Here is a 22,258-nt window from a genome sequence, read left to right on the forward strand (position 1 = left end):
TTCGATCACCCCGTGTGCAGCAGCACGCGGGGCGCTTCCATGGTCGTTGACGGACCGCAGTGAACCGTCGCGGCAAGCGACTTCATTGAGCAGCGGATACCGCCATCTTCCGTCCGCTGTATTCGGCGAGGCTGATGCCGCCCAGCACCAGCGCGAGAGCCAGCGCCTGATAAAGCTGGAATGTCTCACCGACAATCAGCACCGACAGCAGCGTACCGAAGATCGGCACCAGATTGATGAACAGGCCGGCCCGGTTGGCGCCGATCAGCTCGTTGCCTCTGATATAGAAGATCTGCGAGATGACCGAAGCACCGATGGCAGTATAGAACGCGACAGCCCAGCCGCGGGCGTCGGGGACGATGACCTTGCCGGCGGCAATCTCCCACAGGAAGAAAGGCAGCGATGTGATGAGTGCGGCAACCGACAGCGCCAGCATCAGGCTCTGCCAGCGGATGACCGGCTTCAGCCGCAACCCCACCGAATAGAAGGAGTAGCAAAGCACGGCGACCAGCATGATCGCGTCGCCGAAGTTGAGATCCAGCTTGAGAAGCTGGCGCAGGTCGCCATGGCTCGCCGTCACCGCGACGCCGATGATGGTCAGCACGACGCCAGCGATCTGCACCCGGTTCACCCGCAGGCGAAACAGCACGAAATTGGCGATGATGATCACGATCGGTATCGCCGCCTGCTCGATCGAGACGTTGATTGCCGTCGTGTAGTTGAGCGCCGTGTAGAAGATCGCATTGAAAAAGGCGAAGCCGCAAGCGCCGAGCCCGCCAAGCAGCAACCAGTGCCGACGCACCACTGGCCAGTCCTGATGCAGCGTTCGCCAGCCGATCGGCAGCAGGATCAGAACGGCCAGAGTCCAGCGCAGGAAGACCAGCGTCATCGGCGAAATGTGGTCGACCGCCAGCTTGCCGGCCACGGAGTTGCCGCCCCACAGCAAGGTGGTGAACAGCAGGAAAAGGTAGGCGGCTCGATGCATCGTGACATTCCGGCCAGGCAGAGGGAATTCGACGTCGGTGTGGGCCTATTGCGACCGCCAACCCAAGTAAATGATGTCAAAGGCGAAAATTGTTGTGCCTCGGGGCGTTTTGGGCGGCAAAGAGTGGTCGCGCTCGCCGGGTCTTGACGCTATAGAGCGACGTGCGTGCAATTGGACGCTACAAGTACGCGTCGGAAGGCTCTAATCCTCGCGTCGTGCTTTTCCGAAAATCGATTCCGATTTTGGGGGCCGATGCGATAGAGGCCTGTCGTTTCGAACTGTTTTCAAGCTGCTCGTGCGGCGTCTCAAGGGAAAAGAAATATGGCCAATGTGGTGGTCGTCGGCTCGCAATGGGGCGATGAGGGCAAAGGCAAGATCGTAGACTGGCTGTCGGAGCGCGCCGACGTTGTCGTGCGCTTCCAAGGCGGCCACAATGCCGGCCACACGCTGGTCGTCGACGGCAAGGTCTACAAGCTGTCGCTGCTGCCGTCCGGCGTGGTGCGGCAAGGCAAGCTGTCCATCATCGGCAATGGCGTCGTCTTCGATCCGCACGCTTTCGTCGCGGAGGTTGCGAAATTGAAGGCGCAGGGCGTCGAGGTGACGCCGGACCGCCTGAAAATAGCCGAAAACACCGCGCTTATCCTGTCCTTGCACCGGGAGCTGGACGGATTCCGCGAGGACGCCGCGTCCAATTCCGGAACGAAGATCGGCACGACCCGCCGCGGTATCGGTCCCGCCTACGAAGACAAGGTGGGCCGGCGCGCGGTCAGGGTGATGGATTTGGCGGATTTGGAAACGCTACCCTTGAAGGTCTACAGGCTGCTGACGCACCACAATGCGCTGCGGCGCGGGCTTGGCCATGCCGAAGTCACGCATGAGGCGATCATGAGCGAGCTGATTTCCGTCGCTGACGAGATCCTGCCCTATATGGACCGCGTCTGGAAAATCCTCGACGACAAGCGCCGCGCCGGCGAGCGCATCCTGTTCGAGGGCGCGCAAGGCACGTTGCTCGACATCGATCATGGTACCTATCCGTTCGTCACCTCGTCCAATACGGTTGCCGGTCAGGCCGCCGCGGGCTCCGGTGTCGGCCCTGGCGCCATCGGCTATGTGCTCGGCATCACCAAAGCCTATACCACGCGCGTCGGCGAAGGCCCGTTTCCGACCGAGCAGAAGAACGAGATCGGCGAGTTCCTGGGCACGCGTGGCCATGAATTCGGCGTCGTCACCGGCCGCAAGCGGCGCTGCGGCTGGTTCGATGCCGTGCTGGTCCGCCAGGCTGTCGCCGTCAACGGCATCAAGGGCATTGCGCTGACCAAGCTCGATGTGCTCGATGGGCTGGACGAGATCAAGGTCTGTACCGGCTACCGACTCGACGGCGAGGCGATCGATTACCTGCCGGCCAGCCAGGGTGCGCAGGCCCGCGTCGAACCGGTCTACGAAACGTTGGAGGGGTGGAAAGGTACCACCGCCGGCGCGCGCAGCTGGAACGATCTGCCGGCGCAGGCGGTGAAGTACGTCCGCCACATCGAAGAGCTGATCGGCGCGCCGGTCGCACTCCTTTCCACCAGCCCTGAACGGGACGACACGATACTTGTGACCGATCCGTTTCAAGACTAGTTTCTCAGCCTTTCCGGGCATTGCGGCTGATTTGCGGGGGCCGGCCCAGAAACAAATGCAGGTCGACTGAAGCATGGTAGATTTTGTTGGTGCCCTGAAAAAGACGCTAGACAAGCTTGATAAGCCGTCGGCGGAAGTGCGCGCCAAAGTTTATGACATGGCGCGTTCGACGATCGCGAAGAAAATTGCCGAACGCGATCCGCCGTTTGCGCCGTCGGATGTCGCCAGGCAGAAGCGCGCACTCGAAGACGCCATCGCAAGCGTTGAGCGAGAATATGCTAAACCGGCACCGGCATCCGATCCGCTGGCGGAACTGGAGGACATCTTCTCCTCCATCGACCGCAACAAGAACCAGCCCAGCCATGTCCGGCAGCCGGCAAAGACCGAGCCAGCAAAGACGGAGCCAGCAACGACCGGGCCAGCAAAGACCGGGCCGGCCCAGACTGGGCCGGCATGGCAGTCCACGCCCGCCAAGGCGGTGCCGAACTGGCAAAAGCCGCAGCCCGTCGCTCTTCCTCAAGAGCGCGCTGGTCCGCCGCCGTCCGATATGGATCTTCCGACGGCCGATGACCAAGACAGCGTTTTTCGGGGCGACGACTTTTCCAACGACGGCGGCCCCGCGGAGGACAGGTTCCAGCGACTCCATCCTGCCGAGCGCAGGCGCAGCTATGGCGGCGTGATCGCCGCCGCCATTGCCCTGCTGGTCATTGCCGGTGGCGGTTATGGCATCTGGCTGAACAAGGATGCGTTCGGCAGCATGCTCGGCCTCGACGAGACCAAAGCCGTCGCCACCGAACCGCTGGTAAAACCAGCCCCGGCCAAGCCGGTGGCCGATGCGGCCGTACCGGCCGCCGCGCCTCCGACGGAGGCCGGCGAGGGCGCGAAGTTTACGCAGCGCCTTACGCCCGAGGGCCACGAAGTCGATCCCGGCCCCGCGGCCGGGCAGGCGGGCATCGGCGAAGGCGAATCCGTCGCCGCACTGACCACGCCGCCGTCGGCCGCTCAAGCGCCGACCACCCCGGCACCCGCCGCGCCGGCACCGGCCGCACCCGCCGACACGCAAGCCACGGCCAATGCTCCACCAGTCGATGGGTCCGCTGCGCCAACGCCCGCAACGCCGCCCGATGCTGCAGCTACTCCGCCAGCCCCTGCAACGGCCGCCCCACCGCCCGCGACGGCAGCGGCACCGACGGTAGTTCCGCCGCAAGCCGCGTTGGCCGTCGGCCAGAAGGCGATCTTCTACGAGGAGCGCACCAGCACCGCTCAAGGCTCGGCCGAGCCCGGCAACATCGTCTGGTCGCTGGTGCAGGAATCGCCCGGCGGCGACCTGCCGCCCGAGCCGGCGATCCGTGCCGAGGCGACCATTCCAGGCAAGGATATCCAGTTGCGCATGACGATCCGTCGCAACACCGACCAGACGCTGCCGGCCAGCCACATCATCGAGATGATCTTCCTGACGCCTAATGGCTTCGAGGGCGGCGGTGTCGACAACATCTTGCGTGTCGCCATGAAGGGCTCCGAGCAGGATGCCGGCAGCCCGCTGATCGGCATCCCGGCCAAGATCGCCGATGGCTTCTTCCTGGTTGCGCTCAACGACACCAAGGCGGATGAAGACGCCAATCTGACCTTGCTCAGAGGTCAGGACTGGATTGACGTGCCGGTCGTCTACAAGACCGGGCGGCGGGCGCTGCTCACCATGGAAAAGGGAATTCCCGGCGAGAAGGTATTCGACGAGGCGCTGAAGGCCTGGCAGACAAAGACGGCGGGGTGAGGCCGGCTCACCAGCCCAACGCCTCCTTGGCTCAGAAGCCTTGGAACAGCATGTCGAGCGCGCTCACGATGTCTTCGTGATGCCTGGTCAGATTCAGTCGGCTCTCGCCCAGTTCCGTCGCCGCAACCGTGGCGATCAAATGGGTGGCCATGACCAATTTCCGACCATTGATCTCGAAAATGGGATGGAGCCTTCGCATTGGTGATGGTGCCATCGCAACCGGCAGCAGCGGGACGACCACCCGGGTCTTGAAATGGTCGAGCAGATCGGCCTGGACGTCGAGGAGATAGCCGCCTTCGATGCTACTCGCGAAGACGTCGTAGCGCGCCATCAGAATTGCCGATGTTCTGCCAGCGGAATACCGTGTTTTTCGACATATTCGTTCCACGCATCTATCGTCGCGCGGTTCTCAAGCTTCCACAGCCGCGTCTTTTCGGCGGCCACTGCCTCTGCGATGCCGGCTTCAGCGGCGCGCGAGACATTAACATCGAGCCCCTTGGCTTCCTTCATGAGCTTTGAGTCGATAGACAGATTTGCCGGCTGACGAACCGCATTCACAGCTATCTTGCGCATGATCACCTCCGCAGCATGCGCATAACATATGCGCACTCCTGTCTAGCCGCAATGACAAGGCGCTTGAACTCGCGAATTACCCCTCCATCTCCTCGCGCAGCATCTCGAGTTCCAGCCATTCCTCCTCGAGCGCTGCCAGTGTGACGCGCTCCTTGTCGAGCGCGGCAATCGTCTTCTGGAACGAGGCCGGGTCGCGCTCGTAATAGGCCGGATCGGCGATGTTGTTCTCCAGCCGCGAGATCGAGGCCGACACCGCCTCGATCTTCTTGGGCAAGGTTTCCAGCGCGAATTTCTGCTTGAACGACAGTTTCTTTGCCGGGCCCTTGGGAGCGACCGCGTCGCTCCTGCTTGCGGCCGTCGCCTCGCTGGTCTCTGCCTTCGGCCGCGCCTTGCGGTCGTCCAGCCTGGTGCCGCCGCGCTGCGCCAGCATGTCGGAATAGCCGCCGGCATATTCGATCCAGCGGCCATCACCATCCGGCGCGATGATGCTGGTCACGGTGCGGTCGAGGAAATCGCGATCGTGGCTGACCAGGATCACCGTGCCGGCAAAGCCGGCGACCAGTTCCTGCAGCAACTCCAGCGTCTCCATATCGAGGTCGTTGGTCGGCTCGTCGAGCACAAGCAGGTTTGCCGGCCGCGCCAAAACGCGGGCGAGAATCAGCCGTGCCCGCTCGCCGCCCGAAAGCTCGCGCACCGGCGTGCGCGCCTGTTCCGGCTTGAACAGGAAGTCTTTCATGTAAGAGACGACGTGGCGCTGTTCGCCATTGATGACCAGGTTCTCGCCGCGACCGTCGGTGAGATACTGCGCCAGTGTCTCCTGTGGATCGACGGCCTCGCGCTTCTGGTCGAGCGTGGCGATCTCCAGATTGGTGCCGAGCCGCACCGTGCCTGCGTCCGGCTTCAATTCGCCGGTCAGCATCTTCAACAGCGTCGTCTTGCCAGCGCCGTTCGGCCCGACCAAGCCAACGCGATCGCCGCGCTGGATGCGGGTCGAAAATCCCTTGACCACGATCAGATCGCCAAAGCTCTTCTCGATGTTCCTGGCCTCTATCACCAGCTTGCCGGATTCGGCGGCGTCGCTGGCTGTCATCGTCGCCGCACCCTCGGCGCCGCGATGACCGCGAAAGCGCTGGCGCATGGTCTGCAACTCACCGAGCCGGCGCATGTTGCGCTTGCGCCGCGCTGTCACGCCATAGCGCAGCCAGTGCTCCTCGCGGACGATCTGGCGACCGAGCTTGTGCTGCTCGCGCTCTTCCTCCTCCAGCACCGTGTCGCGCCATTGCTCGAAATAGCCAAAGCCCTTGTCGAGACGGCGGGTCTGCCCGCGGTCGAGCCAGATTGTGGCGCGTGACACGCGCTCGAGAAAACGGCGGTCATGCGAGATGACGACCAGTGCCGAGGAGGTGCGGGCAAGCTCCTCCTCCAGCCATTCGATGACCGACAGGTCAAGATGGTTTGTCGGCTCATCGAGGAGGAGAATGTCGGGCTCCGGCGCCATGACGCGGGCGAGTGCCGCACGCCTCGCCTCGCCGCCGGAGAGGTCGTTCGGCCGTTCTTCGCCGGTCAGGCCGAGATGCTCCATCAGATAGGTGGCGCGATAGGGATCGTCGGCGGGCCCGAGCCCCGCCTCGACATAGGCGCGGACGGTCGCAAAACCTTCCATGTCGGGCATTTGCGGCAAGTAGCGCACGGTTGCCGAAGGCTGGCGGAAGACTTCGCCGTCCTGCGGCTCGATCAGCCCGGCGGCGATCTTGAGGAGCGTCGACTTGCCCGAACCGTTTCGGCCGACCAAGGCGATCTTGTCGCCAGCTGAGGCCGTCAGGGCGGCACCGTCGAGCAGCGGCGTGCCGCCAAAGGTCAGCTTTATCCCATCGAGATTGAGAAGCGGCGGTGCCATGTCAGCTTTCAGGTAAGGGAAAAGGATGCGCGAGCAGCAGCGCGCGGCCGCTGGCCAGCGCGATTTCCAACCGGCCCCTGACCTCGTTGGAAATGGTCAGCGACGAGCCGAACGCAACCTCGACATGGTCGAGCGGCCATTTGGCACCGGTGACGCTCAGGCCGGCGAGATCGGAGAAGCCGAGCACCGAAAACAGCGTGCCGTCGGCATAGTCGAAGCCAGTCTTTCCGGGCAGCAAGGGAATGCCTTCCTGTGCGCCGCTGGTCAAAAGCACGTCCGTCCCGCCTTCCGCCAGCCGGACGCTCAGCGCCAGATGCAGGAAGATGTGGTCGGTGCGTTTGCCGCCGAAAGCGCCTGCGAGCACAAGGCTGGTCGCACCGCGTTCGAGTGCGGCGGCGATAGCGAGTTCACCGTCGGTCTTGTCCTTTTCGGCGGGAAACACCTGCCGTGGCACGGCGGCCAGATCCTCCGGCAACTCGGCAGGTACGGAATCGAAATCGCCGACCCAGAGTTCCGGCCTCAGGCCCAGCATACGGGCATGGCCGATGCCGGCATCGGCAGCGATGACGCGCGAGCCTTCGACCTGGCGGTCGAGCAGCGGCGTGCGGATGAGATCGCCGCCAAGCAGGATGGTGAATTTGCTCATATCTCGTGGCCCTTACCAGCCCTGCCCCAGAAACGGAAGAATGAAACGGAAGATGAAACGGCAGACGAAACGGAAGGCTGGGCTTTGGATGCCCGGCAAACTTCCGCTTGCGCGGCACTTCGGCCGGGCCTATGTGTCGAAACGCTCTAACGGGGTGCCGGACGCGATCTTCGCGGACCGGCTGAGAGGCAAGACTGCCAACCCGCTGAACCTGATCCGGTTTGTACCGGCGGAGGGATTAGACGCTTCGGACAGCCCGGCGCCTCAATTCCTTTCAATGCGAACGAAGGAGGCGCCGATGCGCAGTTTTTTCCACTCTCTTGTCCCGATTGTCCTGCTTGCGGCATCCGCGCTCGCCCTGCCAGGGCAGGCATCGGCACAGGATAGACTGACCGTCTATACCTATGAAAGCTTCACCGCCGATTGGGGTCCGGGACCGGCGGTGAAGAAGGCCTTCGAGGCCGAGTGCAGCTGCGTCGTCGAATTCGTCTCGGTCGCTGACGGCGTGGCGCTGCTCAACCGTGTGAAGCTGGAAGGGGCCGCCACCAAGGCCGATATCGTGCTTGGCCTCGATACCAATTTAACCGCCGACGCCAAGGCAACCGGCCTGTTTTCGCCGCATGGCGCCATATCGGATGTCAGCGTGCCGGGCGGCTGGCGCGACGATACTTTCGTGCCGTTCGACTATGGCTATTTCGCCGTCGTCTACGATACCGAAAAACTGAAGAACCCGCCGAAGAGCCTCAGGGAATTGGTCGAGGGCGATGCCGGAGAGAAGATCGTCATCCAGGACCCGCGCACCTCGACGCCGGGCCTTGGCCTGCTGTTGTGGGTCAAGTCGGTCTATGGCGACAAGGCGCCCGAAGCCTGGGCCAAGCTCAAGGCAAAGGTGCTGACGGTGACGCCAGGCTGGAGCGAGGCCTACGGCCTGTTCACCAAGGGCGAGGCGCCGATGGTGCTGTCGTATACCACGTCGCCGGCCTACCACATGGTCGCCGAAAACACCGAGCGCTACCAGGCGGCGTCCTTCGAGGAAGGCGAATACCTGCAGATCGAAGTTGCGGGGATCACCACCAAGGGCGCGAAGAACCCGCTGGCGGAAAAGTTCATCGCCTTCATGACCGGACCGAAATTCCAGGATGTCATTCCCGAAACCAACTGGATGTTCCCGGCCGGCAAGACCGACAAGCCGCTCAATCCGGCGTTCGACAAGCTTGTCAAACCGACCAAAACCTTGCTGTTCAGCCCGGAGGAAGTCGCGGCCCACCGCAAGGCCTGGGTCGATGAGTGGCTTGCGGCGATGAGCAAGTAGCTTTGGCCGATTGATCGAAGATGATCGCTCTACGGCGCCCCCCTCTGTCCTGCCGGACATCTCCCCCACAAGGGGGGAGATCGGACGACACGGCGGCTTTCGCCAGTCGCCGATGTTGCTGGAATGAGCGGAGCGCTGAAACTGCCAATCTCACCCCTTGTGGGGGAGATGTCCGGCAGGACAGAGGGGGGCGCGAAGGAACGCAATCCTCACTAAGAATCTCGAATCTGGTAGTCTAGCGTGCAACGCGCACCATCATCTGACTCCCGCGTCAACGCCGGCATCGTCGCGCTCGCCGCCATCGCGTTGCTGATCGGCGGTGCATTCACCGGGCTCGTCGTCGAAGCCACGCGCGACCCGTCCGGTGTTGTCTCCGCCTTCGATTCGTATCTCTTGCGTATCGTCCGTTTCACGCTCTGGCAGGCTCTGTTGTCGACCCTGCTCTCCGTCGCGCCAGCGCTGTTCGTCGCGCGTGCCCTGTCGCGGCATCCACAGTTTTTCGGGCGAGGCTTTATCCTGCAGCTTTTCGCCGTGCCACTGGCGCTGCCGGCCATTGTTGCCGCACTCGGTGTCTTGGCACTCTATGGCCGCGCCGGCTATTTTGCCGGCACGCTGGGCGCGCTAGGCGGCCAGAGCTGGCCCGGCATCTATGGCCTGTCGGGCATACTCGTCGCCCATGTCTTCTTCAACCTGCCGCTGGCGACGCGGCTGTTCCTGGAGGCGTTGCAGATCGTGCCGGCCGACCAATGGCGGCTGGCGAGCCAGCTTGGCATGGGTGCTGCGCCGGCCTTCCGGCTGATCGAATGGCCGCCGCTGCGTGCGGCCTTGCCGGGCGTTGCCGGGCTCGTTTTCATGCTGTGCATCACCTCCTTCACCATCGTGCTTACGCTCGGCGGCGGACCCAGCGCGACGACGCTGGAGGTTGCCATCTACCAGGCGCTGCGTTTCGACTTCGACCCGGCGCGGGCTGTGACGCTGACCCTGCTGCAGATTGCCCTGACCTTCGTGGTCGTGCTGGCCTTGACGCGGCTTGGCGCCAATATGACCGGCGACGCCAATCTGCCGGTGGCGCCGCGCCGGTATTTTTTAGCCGGTGCGGCCGAGACCGTGCTGAACGCGCTGGTGATCGGGCTGGCACTGCTATTTGTCGCCGGGCCGATGGCGGCCACGCTGGCGGCCGGGCTTGGCGCCGATCTCGGCCGCCTTGCCGGCGAGAGCGCGGTGCGGCAAGCGACGGCGACCAGTGCCGTGCTGTCCGTCTTATCGGCGCTGCTCTCCCTGGCGCTGTCGCTGTCGCTGGTCATGGCGCGCCGGGCGCTGGCGCTCACCCGGCGGACAGGCCGGCGGACGGTGCTCGAGCATCTGGCCGACACCGGTGCGGGGTTCGTCCTGGTGGTGCCGCCCATCGTCATCGGCGCCGGCTGGTTCCTGCTCCTGCGCACCGTCAGCGATGTCTTTGCGATCGCCCCTGTCATGGTCGTTGCGGTCAATGCGGTGATGGCGATGCCGTTCGCCATCCGCGCCATCCGCCCTGCCTATGACGCGGCGAGCGAACGCCACGAACGGCTTTGCGCACAGCTTGGCATCTCGGGCTGGAACCGGTTGCGGCTGGTCGACTGGCCGTCGCTGCGGCGGCCGCTCGCCACCGGCTTCGCTTTCGCCATGGCGCTGTCGCTCGGCGATCTTGGCGTCATTGCGCTGTTCGGCAGCGATTCCGTGCAAACCTTGCCCTACCTGCTGCTGGCCCGCATGGGCAGTTACCGCACCGAGGATGCGGCCGGGCTGGCGCTGGTGCTCGGCCTTGTCTGCCTGGCGCTGGTGCTGACCGCGGACTGGATGGGAAGGAGGGAGAAATCATGATGCCGATCAGCCCGGAACGGTCCATTTCGGTGGAAAAAGGCGCGGCCGTGCGGCTCGATAATGTCTCGTTCAGCTATGGTGAAACGCCGCTTATATTCGATGTCGATTTCCCGGCGTCGGAAATCACCGCCATCATGGGGCCGAGCGGTTCGGGAAAGTCGACACTGCTCAATCTGGTGGCCGGTTTCGAAGCGCCACGGTCAGGCCGCGTGCTCATCGGCGGCGCCGACGTCAGCACTGCGCCGCCATCAGCGCGGCCGGTATCGATGGTGTTCCAGGAAAACAACCTGTTTGCCCATCTGTCCCTCGAGCAGAATGTCGGGCTCGGCCGCTCGCCTTCGCTCAGGCTGAGCGAGGCTGACCGCGCCGCAATCGCCGCAGCGCTGAAGCGCGTCGGCCTTGCCGGCAAGGAAAGCCGACTGCCGCGCGAACTCTCCGGCGGCGAGCGGCAGCGCGTCGCGCTCGCCCGGGTTTTAGTGCGCGACCGGCCGGTGCTGTTGCTTGACGAGCCGTTCGCTTCGCTCGGACCGGCACTGCGCGACGACATGCTCGACCTGGTGGCCGACGTCCATTCGGAGCAGCGCATGACGGTGCTATTCGTCACGCACCAGCCGGACGATGCGCGCCGTATCGGCCAAAACATGGTTTTCCTGGACGGTGGCACGGTTGCCGCGACCGGCACCGCCGCCGATTTTTTCGTTGGGGCTGGACCGGAGGCATTCCGACGCTATATCGGCTCGGGTCCGTTTGCGACTGGATCACGAGATGTTGCCCGGAAGCGGACATAATTTATGGTCAAACCGGCGGAAGGCGAAGCGGCGCTTGCTTGCCATGGTCGAGGTAGTGTGGCTAGGTCCGCCAGGAACTGGTCCGGCTTAGACCGTGATTTGCCCTTGCTGCCTCGTATCTGTCGGACGCACGAAGGACGCCGTAGAACTTGATTTTGCGCGTGATGCTTTCCGGAAATCGCGCCCGATTTTCGCGGTCACGTCCCAGGACTTGAAAGGAAGCCGACCTGCCGACCGGCATCGACAATCGGAGGTTGAAACCGCTGGCGCGCTTTCTTGCGCTGGCCGGTCTTGCCGTGGCGCTGGCAAGCTGCCAGATGTTCACGCCTCCCGACGTGCAGGAATCGGGCTTCCAGCCCTCCGACAAGCCGATTACGGTCGACAATGTCGCCGCTAACAGCAGGCTCGCCGAACTGGCGAAGGCGCAGCACCCGCGCATCCTCGCCACCTATGGCGGCGAGTATTCCGACCCCAAGCTCGAGCGCATGGTGGCCAAGGTCGTCGGCAGACTGACCGTGGTGTCGGCCAACCCGACCCAGACCTACCGCATCACCATCCTCAACTCGCCCAACGTCAATGCCTTCGCGCTGCCGGGCGGCTATCTCTACATCACCCGCGGCCTGCTGGCGTTGGCCAACGATTCAGCCGAGCTTGCCGCCGTCATTGCGCATGAGATGGGCCACGTTACGGCCAATCATGGTCTGCAGCGCCAGCAGCTGGAAGCCGAAGAGGGGTTGGCGACCAAGGTCGTTTTGGACGTGCTCGGCGACAACCCGACGGCCAAGGCGGCGCTGATCCGCGGCAAGCTGAGGCTGGCCCAGTTCTCGCGCAATCAGGAGCTGGAGGCCGATGCCATCGGCATCAAGTCGATCGGCGAAGCCGGTTTCGACCCCTACGCCGCCGGCCGCTTCCTGCAGTCGATGTCGGCCTATACCGATTTCCGCTCGATCAGCGGCGCCACCGACGCCAGCCTCGACTTCCTGGCGACGCACCCCAACACGCCGCAGCGTATCGATCTCGCGCAGCGCCACGCCCGCCAGTTCGGCGCGCCCGGTGTCGGGTCGCGCGACCGCGATTCATTCCTTGCCGGCATAGACGGGCTGCTCTACGGCGACACGCCGGAGGAAGGCTATGTGCGCGGCGAAACCTTCCTGCATCCTGGCCTCGGCGTGTCGTTCTCAGTGCCCAACGGCTTCATCATCGACAATTCGGCGGCGGCGGTGACGGCCACAGGCCCGGGCGACATGGCAATCCGCTTCGACGGCGTTTCGATCGACAAGGACCGCTCGCTGACCGACTACATCCGCAGCGGCTGGGTTGCCGGCCTCGACGACAGCAGCGTGCGTCAGGAAACGATCAACGGCAACGAAGCGGCGACCGCGCATGCCGGCGCCGATGGCTGGCAATTCGATATTGCGGTGATCCGCGCCGGCGGCCAGGTCTACCGCTTGCTGACTGCTGCACCGTCGGCCAGCACCTCGCTGAGCACGGTGGCGCGCTCGGTCAGCGGCTCATTCCGCATCCTGAGTGCTGCCGAGAAGGCAGCACTGAAGCCACTGCGTATCCGCATCGTCACGGTGCAGCCCGGCCAGACAATGGGCTCCCTGGCCGCACAGATGGTCGGCGTGGACCGCAAGCTGGATTTGTTCAGGGTGCTCAACGCGCTGTCGCCGGGTGCGGCGGTTTCGGCCGGCGACAAGGTTAAGATCGTCACCGACAAATAGCAGCCGACGCGATTCAGGCTGCGAGAAATTCCGGATTCTGCTTTACCAGCGCCGCCTTGAGCTTTTCCATGGCGCGCGCCTCGATCTGCCGGACACGTTCCTTGGAGATGCCGAGCGTCTCGCCAAGCGCTTCGAGCGTCGCGCCCTCGTCGCTCAGCCGGCGTTCCTCGATAATCCTGAGCTCGCGCGCATTGAGAGCGCCGAGCGCCGTCTTCAGCCACACCGAGCGGCGTTCGACGTCGATCGTGTCGCCGACGACCTCATCGGGCAGCGGGTCATCCGAAACCAGGAACTCCATCCGCTCGGTTGCGCCCGCATCGTCGGCAAGCGGCGTGTTGAGCGAGCTGTCCGGCGCCGAAAGGCGGGAATCCATCATCGCCACATCCGCCTCCGATACCCCGAGAGCCGCCGACACTTCGCGGTAGAGCGTGGCATTCGACGTCTGCTCGGCGCCGTTTGCCAGGCGGGCGCGCAGACGGCGCAGGTTGAAGAACAGCGCCTTTTGCGCGGAGCTGGTGCCGCCGCGCACGATCGACCAGTTGCGCAGGATATAGTCCTGCATCGATGCGCGGATCCACCATGTCGCATAGGTCGAGAACCGCACCTCGCGCTCGGGCTCGAAACGGGCCGCGGCCTCCAGCAGCCCGACATGGCCTTCCTGGATCAGGTCGCCCAGCGGAAGGCCGTAGTGGCGAAACCGCGACGCCATGGAAATGACCAGCCGCATATGTGCGACGGTGATGCGGTGCAGCGCGTGCTGGTCATTGTTTTCCTTCCAGCGCAGCGCCAGGAGATGCTCTTCGTCACGTTCCAGATAAGGGGCTTTCATCGCCGCGCGAACCATGGTCCGTCCTGCACTGTCTTCCATCATGCCGCGCTCCTGCTTCAGGCGTTGCGGTGCGATCGAATCGTGAGTTGGCGCCGATGGTTGAAATGGCGGCGCCGCGCCCTACAACAGCGAAGAACGTGCCATGCGGGGGAATGTTCCCCTGAACTGTCATGTCGATTGCGCTGTTCCAGGCGATTCGCCACCGGCCTTGACTCAGCCGGATGGCGCCGGGAACTGCTGGTTGAGAATTGGATTTCAAGGGCGCGAGATTTTTGAAATTTAGTTTCTTATTCCGGCATCGCGCATCTGTCATTTTCCGGCACTCGCAATGACGCCGGACATCGGCCAAGGACGGGATCACAGAAAAATGAAATGGCTCAAATCGCTTATTATCGCCGGAACGCTGCAGGTTCTGGCCATCGCCGCCGGTCATGCCGGCGCCAATCTCGACCAGATCAAGCAGTCCGGCGTCTTCAAGGTCGGCACGGAAGGAACCTATGCGCCCTTCACCTATCATGATGCTTCCGGCGCGCTCGTCGGCTTCGACGTCGAGATCGCACGGGCCATCGCCGAGCGCCTCGGCGTCAAAGCCCAGTTCCTCGAAGGCAAATGGGACGGGCTGATCGCCGGTCTCGACGCCAACCGCTACGATGCCGTCATCAACGAGGTCGGCATCACCGAGGCGCGCAAGGCCAAATATGACTTTTCGGATCCCTACATCGCCTCCAAGGCGGTGCTGATCGTGCGTGGCGACAACACCGATATCAAGAGCTTCGCCGATCTCAAGGGCAAGAAGGCGGCGCAGTCGCTGACTTCGAACTTCGGCAAGCTGGCTGAAACCAACGGCGCCGAGCTCGTCGGCACCGACGGCTTCGACCAGTCGATCCAGCTTCTTCTTACCGGCCGCGCCGACGCCACCATCAATGACAGCCTGTCCTTCCTCGACTTCAAGAAGCACAAGCCCGACGCCAATGTGAAGATTGCCGCGCAGGAGGAAAACGCCGACTATTCCGGCGTCATCGTGCGCAAGGGCGATCCGGAACTGGTGGCCGCCATCAATAAGGCGCTGGCCGACATCAAGGCCGACGGCACCTACAAGAAAATCGCCGAGACCTATTTCGGCCAGGACGTTTCGAAGTAAAACGGCTTTCTCGTGTGGGCCGAACGCCGGCCCGCGTCGTTCATATCGCGGCGAGCTGTCTTTTGACGGCCCGCCGCTTTCGCGTGATATGAGCGACGGCAATCTGGCAAGGAGGAGCCTTCGTGCCGCACTGGCTGCAATTGATGCTGGAATCCCTGCCTACGCTGCTGTGGGCCGCACTCATCTTCACCGTGCCGTTGACGCTGCTGTCGTTTGCATTCGGTCTTGTCCTAGGCCTGGTTGTGGCGCTTGTCCGGCTGTTCGGTCCCAAACCGCTGGTCGCCGTGGTCCGCTTCTACGTCTGGATATTCCGCGGCACGCCGCTTCTTGTGCAACTGTTCCTGATCTTCTACGGCCTGCCATCGGTCGGCATCCTGCTCGACGCCTTTCCGGCAGCACTGATCGGCTTTACCTTGAACATCGGCGCATATTCGTCGGAAATCATCCGCGCCGTCATCGGTTCGGTGCCCAAGGGCCAGTGGGAAGCGGCCTATTCGATCGGCATGACCTGGGCCCAGGCAATGCGGCGCACCATTCTTCCACAGGCGGGGCGCGTCGCCGTGCCGCCGCTGTCCAACACCTTCATCTCGCTGGTCAAGGACACTTCGCTCGCCGCCGCCATCACCGTGCCGGAGATGTTCCAGGCGGCGCAGCGCATCGTCGCCACCACCTATGAGCCGCTGATCCTCTATGTCGAGGCAGCGGCTCTCTATCTGGTCATGAGCTCCGTGCTGTCGGCCTTGCAGGCGCGGCTGGAAACGCGGCTCAACCGTTATGGCGGCTTCCTGGAGGCGCGCGCATGATCGGCCTCACCAACATCGAAAAGCGTTTCGGCGACAATTTGGTGCTGAAGGGCGTGACCGTCACCATCGAGGAAGGCAGCGTCACGGCGCTTGTCGGGCCGTCGGGCGGAGGGAAGAGCACGCTTTTGCGCTGCATCAACCTGCTCGAGCTGCCGACTTCAGGCACGGTGCGGATCGGCGACGATGCACTCGAATTCCACCCCGGCGGCAGGGTCTCGACCAGGGATATCCAGCGACTGCGGCTGCAGACCGGCATGGTGTTCCAGAATTTCCAGTTGTTTCCGCATCGCACTGCGATCGAGAACATCATGGAGGGGCTGGTGACGGTGCTGAAATGGCCCAAGGAAAGAGCGCGCGGACGGGCGCTCGCCCTGCTCGAAAAGGTCGGCATGGCGCATAAGGCCGACGCCTGGCCGGCGACGCTGTCAGGCGGCCAGCAGCAGCGCGTAGCGATTGCCCGGGCGCTGGCGCCTTCGCCGAAAGTCCTGCTCTGCGACGAGCCGACCTCTGCACTTGATCCGGAACTGGCGCAGGAGGTGGTCGACGTGCTCGGCAAGCTCGCCAGCGAGGGCACGACCATGGTGATGGCGACGCATGATCTGCGGCTCGCCTCGAAGATCGCGCGGGAAGTGGTGTTCCTCGATGCCGGCAACATCGTCGAACAAGGGCCGGCCGCGGTGCTGTTCAGCAACCCCGAGCGCCAGCGGACCAAGCGGTTCATCGCCACGCTGAAGCAGGAGGCGGAACGGGAAGGCGGCGGCAAGAGCTAGAATGGCCATTACCGGTCAGCCAAAACAAAAAACCCGGCGCGAGGCCGGGTTTTTCTGATTCGAAGGCGAAAAGCTCAGGCAGCCTCTTCCTGCTCGGCTTCCTCGTTGTCTGCCTTGGCGCCGCGCTTGGGGCCCTTGTTGAGGTTCACCTCGATGAGGCGAACCGCTTCGGTCTCCGACATGCGGTTGACGGCCGCGATCTCGCGGGCCATGCGGTCGAGGGCCGCCTCGTAGAGCTGGCGCTCGGAATAGGACTGCTCCGGCTGGTTGTCGGCGCGATAGAGGTCACGCACCACTTCCGAGATCGAGATCAGATCGCCGGAGTTGATCTTGGCATCATATTCCTGGGCGCGGCGCGACCACATGGTGCGCTTGACGCGGGCGCGGCCCTGCACGACCTTCAGCGCGCGCTCGACATAATCCTCTTCCGACAGCTTGCGCATGCCGATCGAGGTCGCCTTGGCGACCGGCACCTTGAGGCGCATCTTGTCCTTCTGGAAGTCGATGACGAACAGCTCCAGCTTGTGGCCCGCGACTTCCTGCTCATCGATCGAGACGATCTGGCCGACACCATGCGCTGGATAGACGATGTACTCGCCGGTCTTGAAACCGTGGCGCGCTGCGGTGGACTTCTTCTGCGGGGTGATCGTTGCCATTACGCCCTGAACTCCTTGTTGTGGTACCGGCATCGTGCCGGCCCGAACTCGTGCGACCGGGGTGACCGGTCCTTAGCCACACAACGATGAACTCACCGGAAAGGCCAGGACCGGCAAATCGCAACATTGCGACCGCCTGCCCCAGATCGCTCTGGTCCGGATTGAGAAATTCACCTTTCAGTGATTTGGGGCGTTTGCGCCATAAATCGACGTTGTGTCACCGGCATGTTTGGCTGATTTAACACAAAAAGTCGGAAGAATCAAGGTTTTGCTGCACGCGCGAAGGCCACGCGCCGTTGCCGCCTGTCAAGGCAGTTAATGTATCACGTCTGTTAAGCGGCGTCAGGCGGCCGCAGCCGGCGGGCTCGTCAGTCGCCTTCGCCGGGCTCGGGGGAGAAATATTTCTCGAACTTGCCAGTTTCGCCATCGAAAGTTTTAGCGTCGGCCGGCGGCTCCTTCTTGGCGGTGATGTTGGGCCATTTCTCGGCATATTCGGTGTTGATCTGCAGCCATTTGTCGAGGCCCGGTTCGGTATCGGGCTTGATCGCGTCGGCCGGGCATTCCGGTTCGCAGACGCCGCAATCGATGCACTCGTCCGGGTGGATGACGAGCATGTTCTCACCTTCGTAGAAGCAGTCGACCGGACAGACCTCGATGCAGTCCATGTATTTGCATTTTATGCAATTGTCGGTCACGACATAGGTCATTGGTCGGCTCCGGGACGTCCCATTTTGTTGGGCTTTTTTGGTGAGGTAACGCCTTTGTCCGCTGGTGGCAAGGGCGGCCCCTGCCAGCGGTGCCGCGGTTTCCGGAATGGAATTCCGGAAGGCCGGCAAAGCGGGCGTTCGACCTTGCTCAATCGTCGCCGAGCAGGTGGTCGGTCTGGCGGCGTTCCTTCTTCGTCGGGCGACCGCTGCCGGCCTCGCGCAACGGCGGCACCGCATCCGGAAGCGCCTCGCCCTTGGGCGTGGCGGGCGGCGACATGTCCTCGTAGAGCAGGCGGGCCTCTTCGGCCGGGCCACGCCGTACGCCGGTGCCAAGGACTTTCCAGACGAAGATCCGCCGCTCCAGCGTGATGGTCAAAACGTCGCCCGGCCGGACCGCATCGGAGGCCTGCGCTGCTTTGTCGCGATTGATGCGGACGCGTCCGGCGACGACCAGCCTGGCTGCCAGCGTGCGCGATTTTACCGCGCGCGAGAAGAACAGCCACTTGTCGATGCGCTGGCGGGCATCAGTGACCATTGGACGAGCAGCTTACTTCTTCAGCTGGTCGCGCAACGCGGCGAGCTTGGCGAAGGGCGAGTCCGGGTCGAAGCGGACCGGGCGTTCCTCACGCGGTTTCGACTGGAAGGCGGGCTTTGCGCCTTGGGCGCTGCCTTTACCGTCCTGCCGGCCAGCCTTCCAGTCGGGCCGGTTTTCGCGCCGGTCGGGGCGGTCGCCTTGTGGCTTGCCGGCGCGCTGCTCTCCAGCCTCGCCTTGCGGTTTAGGCTTGAACTTGCTGCGATCGAAGCGCGGTTTGCCGGCGCCGTCACGCGGGTCGTGGCGCCCCTGACGGGCGGCCCGGTCGCCTGGTGTCGGTTGCCCGCCCGCATCTACCGGCGCATCGCTGCGACTGTCCGGCGCAGCTTGACCATTGCGCGCGCGAGCGCCCCGTTGATTGTCCCGGGGGCGGTGGTCATGCTGGCGATGACGCGGGCGCTGGTCGAAACGACCCTGCCGCCACAACAGGATAGGTTTTGGCTCCTCCGCCTCCGGGGCAGCGTCGTCGGCGACTGCTTCCGCCGTCGCTGCAGGTTCGGCCGGCGATGTTTCCGTCGTTTCGAAGATCGGCGGCTCTGCCGGTGCCATAGCCTCAGTTTCCGCCCCAAGTTCCGCCGCCCTTGGCTCGGCCGCTGGTTCTGCAACCGCTTCGGCGGTGGGCAGGATCTCTTGCGTGACTTCTGCCGCAGCTTCAGGGGCTGGAGCTTCCGCGACAGGCTCTGCCGTCGCTTCGGTTACAGCTTCGGCCGCCGCCTCCGCAACGGGAGCCGCATCCGACACGGGTTCCGAAGCCTCCGCCGGCGGCTCTGCCGCGGCAGATGCTTCCGCCATCCTCGCCTGCTCGACTCGCGTTGCGTCTTCAGCCGCCTGCTTTGCAGCGGCCGCTTCGCGCGCGGCATTGTCCTGTGCTTCGAGCCGCGCCTTGACCTCGGCCGCCGGTTTGGCATCAGCGCGATAGCCGAGCCCCTTCAGGATTTCTTCCATGTCGTCGGCGGTCGCGCCGAGGATCGACATCATCGGCGGCGTCACCATGAAGGACTGGCCGTCATAGGCGCCATCGGGGCGAGGCCCGAGGCCCGGCTTCCAGTTGGTCGCCGGCCGGATCAGGTCGGCCAGCCGCTCGAGAATATCGACGCGTACAGCACGCCGGCCAAGATTGCGGTAGCCGGCAAGCTTGTAGAAGGTCTTGTCGAAGGTCGGATCGATGACCACCGAGGTGCGGCCGGAGGCCAGTGCGTGAACGACATCGCCGAAGCCGGGCTTGTCCTTGCCGTCGTTTCTCAGCGCCCACAGGAGCGTGATCAACCCGGCCGGCGCCGGCTTGATCAGCGCCGGCACAAAGACATGGTAGGCGCCGAAGCGCACGCCGAGGCGGCGAAGCGCCGCGCGGCCTTCCTGGTCGAGCGACTTCATCTCGTCGGCGATGTCGCGACGGTTGATGAGGCCGAAATGCTCGACAAGCTGGAAAGCGATGCCGCGGCCGATGCCGGTGATCTGCTCGGCATTCTTGAGGTCGACCAGCGGCTTCAGCAGGGATTCGATCTGGAAATTGACGAAGCGCTCGGCGCGCGCCGCAACCTTGTCGCGGGCCGGACCGGTGAGCTGCTCGTCGGCCAGCAGGACAAGACGCGGCTTCAAAGCGTCTTCGCCGGCGACCAGCGTGCCGATCGGCGCGCCGATCCAGCGCAGCGTGCCATCCGAACCCAGGGCGATGTCGCCATTGGCAGAGGCGCCGAAGCGCTCGGCCCGCGCCTCGAACTCGGCGGCAAGCGCCTTCTGCGCCGCCGCCCGCACCGCCTTGGCGTCCTCGCCGCCGGCGCTCTGGTCGGCGGTAAAGCGGAAACCCTGCAGCTCGCCGACATGATGGCCTTCGACGAGGACGGTTCCGGTTGGGCTGATTTCGGCTTCAGGCATCGTGTTTTCTCTAAGGCGCCGCATGAGGACGGAAGTCCTGCGGTCTACAAAACGTTTCGTCAACCGCTCATGCAGCGCATCCGACAATCTGTCTTCGATTTCGCGCGTCTTTTCCTGCCAGTGTGCCCGATCGGCCAGCCAGCCGGGTCGGTTGGAAACGAAGGTCCATGTGCGGATCTGGGCAATCCTGTGCGACAGCGTGTCGATGTCGCCTTCGGTGGTGTCGGCACGGCGCACCTGCTCGGCCATGTAGTTCTCGTCGACATGGCCATGCCTGGCAAGGTCCATGTAAATGGAGGCGATCAAGTCGGCGTGCTGGGCCGGCGCGATCTTCCTGTAGTCGGGAAGCGCGCAGGCTTCCCACAGCAGCGCCACGCGTCTCGCATCGGTGGTGAGTGCCCGGACGTCCTCGTCGCGCGACAGATGCTCGAGCGCCTGCGCGTCCACGGCCGGCAGCGCGCGCGTCAGGCCCTCGACCGGGGCGTTGGTCTCGATCGAGCGCTTCAGCGCATCGAGGTTGGCTAAATCGAAATGCGCGGTGCGCCACTGCAGCACTTTCACCGGGTCGAAATCATGCGCCACGATCTTCTTGACCAGTTCCTCATCCAGCGGATCGACCTGGCCGGTGACGCCGAAGGTGCCGTCGCGCAGATGCCGGCCGGCGCGGCCGGCAATCTGGCCGAGCTCGGCCGCTGTCAGGTTGCGGTACTGGTAGCCGTCGAATTTACGGTTCTGGGCGAAGGCGACGTGGTCGAGGTCGAGGTTGAGGCCCATGCCGATGGCGTCGGTTGCGACGAGGTAGTCGACGTCACCCGACTGGAACAGCGCCACCTGGGCGTTGCGGGTGCGCGGGCTGAGTGCGCCGAGCACGACGGCGGCACCGCCTTGCTGGCGGCGGATCAGCTCGGCAATGGCATAGACCTCGTCGGCCGAGAAGGCGACGATCGCGGTGCGCCGCGGCAGGCGGGTCAGCTTCTTCGAGCCGGCATAAGCAAGATGCGACAGCCGTGGCCGGGTCACCACCGACACGCCCCGCAGCAGGCGCTGCAGGATGCCGTGCATGGTGGCCGCGCCAAGCAGCAGCGTCTCCTGGCGGCCGCGCAGATGCAGGATGCGATCGGTAAAGATGTGGCCGCGTTCGAGATCGCCGGCGAGCTGGACCTCGTCGATGGCAACGAAGGCGGCGTCGGTCTCGCGCGGCATCGCTTCCACCGTGCAGACCGAGTATTTCGCGCCAGCCGGCTGGATCTTTTCCTCGCCGGTGATGAGCGCAACCTTATGGGCGCCGACCTTCTCGCAGACGCGCGCATAGACCTCGCGGGCAAGCAGCCTGAGCGGCAGGCCGATGACGCCGCTTTCATGCGCCACCATGCGTTCGATGGCGAGATGGGTCTTGCCGGTGTTGGTCGGGCCGAGCACGGCCGTCACGTCCCGGCCGGTCAGGATCAGCGGTTCAGTGTGTTTCGGATGGATGTTCATCGGCCTGGAAATAAGGCTCTCCGCCTCGCATTGTCGGGAGCGCGCCCATATTGGCCGCGTATGACAGGCGACACATAGGGATTTCGGGCGCGAAGCGAAAGCGGAATGTGCCGAGGGCAGGCCGATTGGTCGCTTCAAAGCCAGAAAATCTGTTCCCGATTAACAGTTGGAACGAGTCTGGAACGAATCAGCGACGAATCACTGACTCTCGCCGATTCAGGTTTTGTTCA

Annotated in this window: 19 protein-coding genes and 1 riboswitch; of the genes, 9 read left to right on the plus strand and 10 right to left on the minus strand. The window is 64.0% G+C overall.

The window, feature by feature from the left end; translation table 11 throughout:
• Positions 1–82: 82 nt before the first annotated feature.
• Positions 83–985 carry a DMT family transporter gene (locus NKI63_RS08520; protein WP_352504961.1) on the minus strand — a complete coding sequence of 301 codons (903 nt, stop codon included), beginning with the start codon at positions 983–985 and terminating at the stop codon, positions 83–85.
• A 321-nt stretch (positions 986–1,306) separates the two neighbouring features.
• Between NKI63_RS08520 and NKI63_RS08525 the strand changes: the two genes are divergently transcribed.
• Positions 1,307–2,605, plus strand: a complete 1,299-nt coding sequence (locus NKI63_RS08525; protein WP_352504962.1) for an adenylosuccinate synthase — start codon at positions 1,307–1,309, stop codon at positions 2,603–2,605.
• Positions 2,606–2,678: 73 nt separating this feature from the next.
• On the plus strand, positions 2,679–4,376 hold the full coding sequence (locus tag NKI63_RS08530) for a hypothetical protein (RefSeq protein WP_352504963.1): 1,698 nt from the start codon (positions 2,679–2,681) through the stop codon (positions 4,374–4,376).
• Positions 4,377–4,407: 31 nt separating this feature from the next.
• On the opposite strand, the gene NKI63_RS08535 is transcribed toward NKI63_RS08530, so the two are convergent.
• The 4 genes from NKI63_RS08535 to NKI63_RS08550 all read right to left on the minus strand — a co-directional run bounded on the left by NKI63_RS08535 (position 4,408) and on the right by NKI63_RS08550 (position 7,492).
• Positions 4,408–4,707 (minus strand): CcdB family protein, encoded by a 300-nt coding sequence (locus tag NKI63_RS08535; protein ID WP_352504964.1) that lies wholly within the window; start codon positions 4,705–4,707, stop codon positions 4,408–4,410.
• Positions 4,707–4,949, minus strand: a complete 243-nt coding sequence (locus NKI63_RS08540; protein ID WP_254816484.1) for a type II toxin-antitoxin system CcdA family antitoxin — start codon at positions 4,947–4,949, stop codon at positions 4,707–4,709. Before NKI63_RS08540 ends, NKI63_RS08535 begins: the two co-directional genes overlap by 1 nt.
• A 76-nt stretch (positions 4,950–5,025) precedes the next feature.
• Positions 5,026–6,846 (minus strand): ABC-F family ATP-binding cassette domain-containing protein, encoded by a 1,821-nt coding sequence (locus NKI63_RS08545; RefSeq protein ID WP_352504965.1) that lies wholly within the window; start codon positions 6,844–6,846, stop codon positions 5,026–5,028.
• Between the two features lies 1 nt (position 6,847).
• A complete protein-coding gene (locus tag NKI63_RS08550) occupies positions 6,848–7,492 on the minus strand; it encodes a thiamine diphosphokinase (RefSeq protein ID WP_352504966.1) in 645 nt (214 codons plus the stop codon).
• Between the two features lie 140 nt (positions 7,493–7,632).
• Positions 7,633–7,747: riboswitch (TPP riboswitch) on the plus strand.
• Between the two features lie 43 nt (positions 7,748–7,790).
• On the opposite strand from NKI63_RS08550, the gene thiB reads away from it, so the two are divergent.
• From thiB to NKI63_RS08570, 4 genes are all read left to right on the plus strand, one after another.
• Complete coding sequence (gene thiB, locus NKI63_RS08555) at positions 7,791–8,804, plus strand: thiamine ABC transporter substrate binding subunit (protein ID WP_352504967.1); 1,014 nt, start codon at positions 7,791–7,793, stop codon at positions 8,802–8,804.
• 240 nt (positions 8,805–9,044) lie between these two features.
• Entirely contained in the window at positions 9,045–10,664 is a 1,620-nt protein-coding gene (thiP, locus tag NKI63_RS08560; protein ID WP_352504968.1) for a thiamine/thiamine pyrophosphate ABC transporter permease, read from the plus strand.
• Positions 10,661–11,452, plus strand: coding sequence for a thiamine ABC transporter ATP-binding protein (thiQ, locus tag NKI63_RS08565; protein WP_352504969.1), 792 nt, complete (start codon positions 10,661–10,663; stop codon positions 11,450–11,452). Before thiP ends, thiQ begins: the two co-directional genes overlap by 4 nt.
• Positions 11,453–11,706: 254 nt before the next feature.
• Entirely contained in the window at positions 11,707–13,176 is a 1,470-nt protein-coding gene (locus tag NKI63_RS08570; protein WP_352821072.1) for a M48 family metalloprotease, read from the plus strand.
• Positions 13,177–13,189: 13 nt separating this feature from the next.
• On the opposite strand, the gene NKI63_RS08575 is transcribed toward NKI63_RS08570, so the two are convergent.
• On the minus strand, positions 13,190–14,047 hold the full coding sequence (locus NKI63_RS08575; RefSeq protein WP_254816490.1) for an RNA polymerase factor sigma-32: 858 nt from the start codon (positions 14,045–14,047) through the stop codon (positions 13,190–13,192).
• A gap of 325 nt (positions 14,048–14,372) precedes the next feature.
• On the opposite strand from NKI63_RS08575, the gene NKI63_RS08580 reads away from it, so the two are divergent.
• From NKI63_RS08580 to NKI63_RS08590, 3 genes are all read left to right on the plus strand, one after another.
• Entirely contained in the window at positions 14,373–15,146 is a 774-nt protein-coding gene (locus NKI63_RS08580; protein ID WP_352504970.1) for an amino acid ABC transporter substrate-binding protein, read from the plus strand.
• A 122-nt stretch (positions 15,147–15,268) separates the two neighbouring features.
• Positions 15,269–15,949 carry an ABC transporter permease subunit gene (locus NKI63_RS08585; protein ID WP_023721020.1) on the plus strand — a complete coding sequence of 227 codons (681 nt, stop codon included), beginning with the start codon at positions 15,269–15,271 and terminating at the stop codon, positions 15,947–15,949.
• Positions 15,946–16,719 (plus strand): amino acid ABC transporter ATP-binding protein, encoded by a 774-nt coding sequence (locus tag NKI63_RS08590; protein WP_254816493.1) that lies wholly within the window; start codon positions 15,946–15,948, stop codon positions 16,717–16,719. Before NKI63_RS08585 ends, NKI63_RS08590 begins: the two co-directional genes overlap by 4 nt.
• Positions 16,720–16,793: 74 nt before the next feature.
• On the opposite strand, the gene NKI63_RS08595 is transcribed toward NKI63_RS08590, so the two are convergent.
• The 4 genes from NKI63_RS08595 to NKI63_RS08610 form a co-directional block, all read right to left on the minus strand.
• The gene (locus NKI63_RS08595; protein ID WP_006327799.1) at positions 16,794–17,375 is read right to left on the minus strand and encodes a CarD family transcriptional regulator; all 582 of its coding nucleotides are present in this window, start codon (positions 17,373–17,375) and stop codon (positions 16,794–16,796) included.
• Between the two features lie 368 nt (positions 17,376–17,743).
• Entirely contained in the window at positions 17,744–18,082 is a 339-nt protein-coding gene (gene fdxA, locus NKI63_RS08600) for a ferredoxin FdxA (RefSeq protein ID WP_254816494.1), read from the minus strand.
• Positions 18,083–18,230: 148 nt separating this feature from the next.
• Positions 18,231–18,617, minus strand: a complete 387-nt coding sequence (locus tag NKI63_RS08605; protein WP_254816495.1) for an RNA-binding S4 domain-containing protein — start codon at positions 18,615–18,617, stop codon at positions 18,231–18,233.
• A gap of 12 nt (positions 18,618–18,629) precedes the next feature.
• On the minus strand, positions 18,630–22,028 hold the full coding sequence (locus NKI63_RS08610; protein ID WP_352504971.1) for a helicase-related protein: 3,399 nt from the start codon (positions 22,026–22,028) through the stop codon (positions 18,630–18,632).
• Positions 22,029–22,258 lie beyond the last annotated feature (230 nt).

Origin of the sequence: Mesorhizobium sp. M0410, assembly GCF_040321435.1 — a bacterium.
Lineage (GTDB): Bacteria > Pseudomonadota > Alphaproteobacteria > Rhizobiales > Rhizobiaceae > Mesorhizobium.

What these genes read in the sequence shown, in the direction of transcription:
- NKI63_RS08580 (WP_352504970.1), top strand. Translation starts at nt 14,373, where the DNA reads ATGAAATGGCTCAAATCGCTTATTATCGCCGGAACGCTGCAGGTTCTG.
- NKI63_RS08545 (WP_352504965.1), bottom strand. Translation starts at nt 6,846, where the DNA reads ATGGCACCGCCGCTTCTCAATCTCGATGGGATAAAGCTGACCTTTGGC.
- NKI63_RS08530 (WP_352504963.1), top strand. Translation starts at nt 2,679, where the DNA reads ATGGTAGATTTTGTTGGTGCCCTGAAAAAGACGCTAGACAAGCTTGAT.
- NKI63_RS08540 (WP_254816484.1), bottom strand. Translation starts at nt 4,949, where the DNA reads ATGCGCAAGATAGCTGTGAATGCGGTTCGTCAGCCGGCAAATCTGTCT.
- NKI63_RS08525 (WP_352504962.1), top strand. Translation starts at nt 1,307, where the DNA reads ATGGCCAATGTGGTGGTCGTCGGCTCGCAATGGGGCGATGAGGGCAAA.
- NKI63_RS08595 (WP_006327799.1), bottom strand. Translation starts at nt 17,375, where the DNA reads ATGGCAACGATCACCCCGCAGAAGAAGTCCACCGCAGCGCGCCACGGT.
- thiB (WP_352504967.1), top strand. Translation starts at nt 7,791, where the DNA reads ATGCGCAGTTTTTTCCACTCTCTTGTCCCGATTGTCCTGCTTGCGGCA.
- NKI63_RS08575 (WP_254816490.1), bottom strand. Translation starts at nt 14,047, where the DNA reads ATGATGGAAGACAGTGCAGGACGGACCATGGTTCGCGCGGCGATGAAA.
- NKI63_RS08520 (WP_352504961.1), bottom strand. Translation starts at nt 985, where the DNA reads ATGCATCGAGCCGCCTACCTTTTCCTGCTGTTCACCACCTTGCTGTGG.
- NKI63_RS08610 (WP_352504971.1), bottom strand. Translation starts at nt 22,028, where the DNA reads ATGAACATCCATCCGAAACACACTGAACCGCTGATCCTGACCGGCCGG.
- NKI63_RS08590 (WP_254816493.1), top strand. Translation starts at nt 15,946, where the DNA reads ATGATCGGCCTCACCAACATCGAAAAGCGTTTCGGCGACAATTTGGTG.
- fdxA (WP_254816494.1), bottom strand. Translation starts at nt 18,082, where the DNA reads ATGACCTATGTCGTGACCGACAATTGCATAAAATGCAAATACATGGAC.
- NKI63_RS08605 (WP_254816495.1), bottom strand. Translation starts at nt 18,617, where the DNA reads ATGGTCACTGATGCCCGCCAGCGCATCGACAAGTGGCTGTTCTTCTCG.
- NKI63_RS08550 (WP_352504966.1), bottom strand. Translation starts at nt 7,492, where the DNA reads ATGAGCAAATTCACCATCCTGCTTGGCGGCGATCTCATCCGCACGCCG.
- NKI63_RS08535 (WP_352504964.1), bottom strand. Translation starts at nt 4,707, where the DNA reads ATGGCGCGCTACGACGTCTTCGCGAGTAGCATCGAAGGCGGCTATCTC.
- thiQ (WP_352504969.1), top strand. Translation starts at nt 10,661, where the DNA reads ATGATGCCGATCAGCCCGGAACGGTCCATTTCGGTGGAAAAAGGCGCG.